The organism is Herbiconiux daphne (genome assembly GCF_024979295.1).
Lineage (GTDB): Bacteria > Actinomycetota > Actinomycetes > Actinomycetales > Microbacteriaceae > Herbiconiux > Herbiconiux daphnes.
On sequence record NZ_JANLCJ010000158.1, the window covers coordinates 1 to 1,033 of the forward strand.

A 1,033-nucleotide genomic window follows, 5' to 3' on the forward strand; every position below is an offset into this window, starting at 1 on the left:
TATGGCGTCGGCAGTTCCGAAGGAGTTCGAAACGCCTACAACATGGGAAAAATCTACGCGTTGCTCTATGTGTAGCGTATTCCCATTTGCGGCGGCTAATATCGTGTCGATATAGCTTTGTATCGGCTCGACCATATCGCCGGTAATAGTCCAGTTTTCTACGCGTTCGCCTACATAATCAGACGCTGCCAGCTTTGAAAATGTAGGTCGTTTCCCGCGCCAACGGGGATTCAATGCACGTAGAACATTTTCAGCGACGTTATGCGCGGCTGTGCCCTCTGCGGCATGTTCAGATCTCGACTCTTTAATGCCCCGCTCCGCTGCCAGGCTGGCGGGGCATTCCATCCACTTATGCGCCCCGGATGGCGATAAGCGGGCGTGACTACTCATTTAACAACGCCAGTTCGGTAAGCAGTACCGGCAACGATACGGCGGGAACCTCGCTAAGACGTTTTGCCCCGTCAAACTTCGCGAGCAATGCGCGAATCTGGCGGCCATGCGTCGGCGCTAACTGGTTAATCACTGCCAGGCAATCCGCCCGCCAATCCTCATCCGGGCGATCTACTACCGTTTCAAGTTGAATCGGGCCGATATCGTTATTTTTCGCCTGAATACGTTCGGCAACTTTATCGGCTAATTCCTCGATCAGCTTTTCCCAAATATCTACTAAGGCCTTTGCCATCCGTTAATCTCCTTTGTGGTAAATCTCCAGGGGAAAAGTTAAGCCCGGATGCGCTTTAAGAAAATTCATTTTCAATTTCCAGCGTAGATAACGCGTGTTGTTGCTCATAGGCATATCGCGGTCGCGTAATGGCCGCTTAAATAACCGGATCATATCTTTTCCCCAATAAAAAACCCGCCGTAGCGGGTTTCTTTTATTCTGGTTTTTGCTTATGCATTTTCACTAATTCGGTAGCGCTCCATAAAATCCCGATGAGGCTACCTAACATCAGCAAATCGGTGAATGTCTCCCACCAATGCCGCTCTACCATATCGTAAACAGTGAAAACCGCTAATGCGCAAATGATTAACT

At 49.6% G+C, this 1,033-nt stretch carries 2 protein-coding genes; both read right to left on the reverse strand.

The genetic code is table 11. The annotated features are described in order from the left end of the window. The coding region (locus N1032_RS23755) for a DUF2800 domain-containing protein (RefSeq protein ID WP_259542849.1) at window positions 1-390 on the reverse strand (390 nt) is incomplete at its 3' end. Next, window positions 383-682 carry a hypothetical protein gene (locus tag N1032_RS23760; RefSeq protein ID WP_259542850.1) on the reverse strand — a complete coding sequence of 100 codons (300 nt, stop codon included), beginning with the start codon at window positions 680-682 and terminating at the stop codon, window positions 383-385. The genes N1032_RS23755 and N1032_RS23760, both read right to left, overlap by 8 nt. Window positions 683-1,033 lie beyond the last annotated feature (351 nt).

Excerpts from the sequence above, each read along its gene's own strand:
- N1032_RS23760 (WP_259542850.1), bottom strand. The coding sequence starts at position 682 with ATGGCAAAGGCCTTAGTAGATATTTGGGAAAAGCTGATCGAGGAATTA.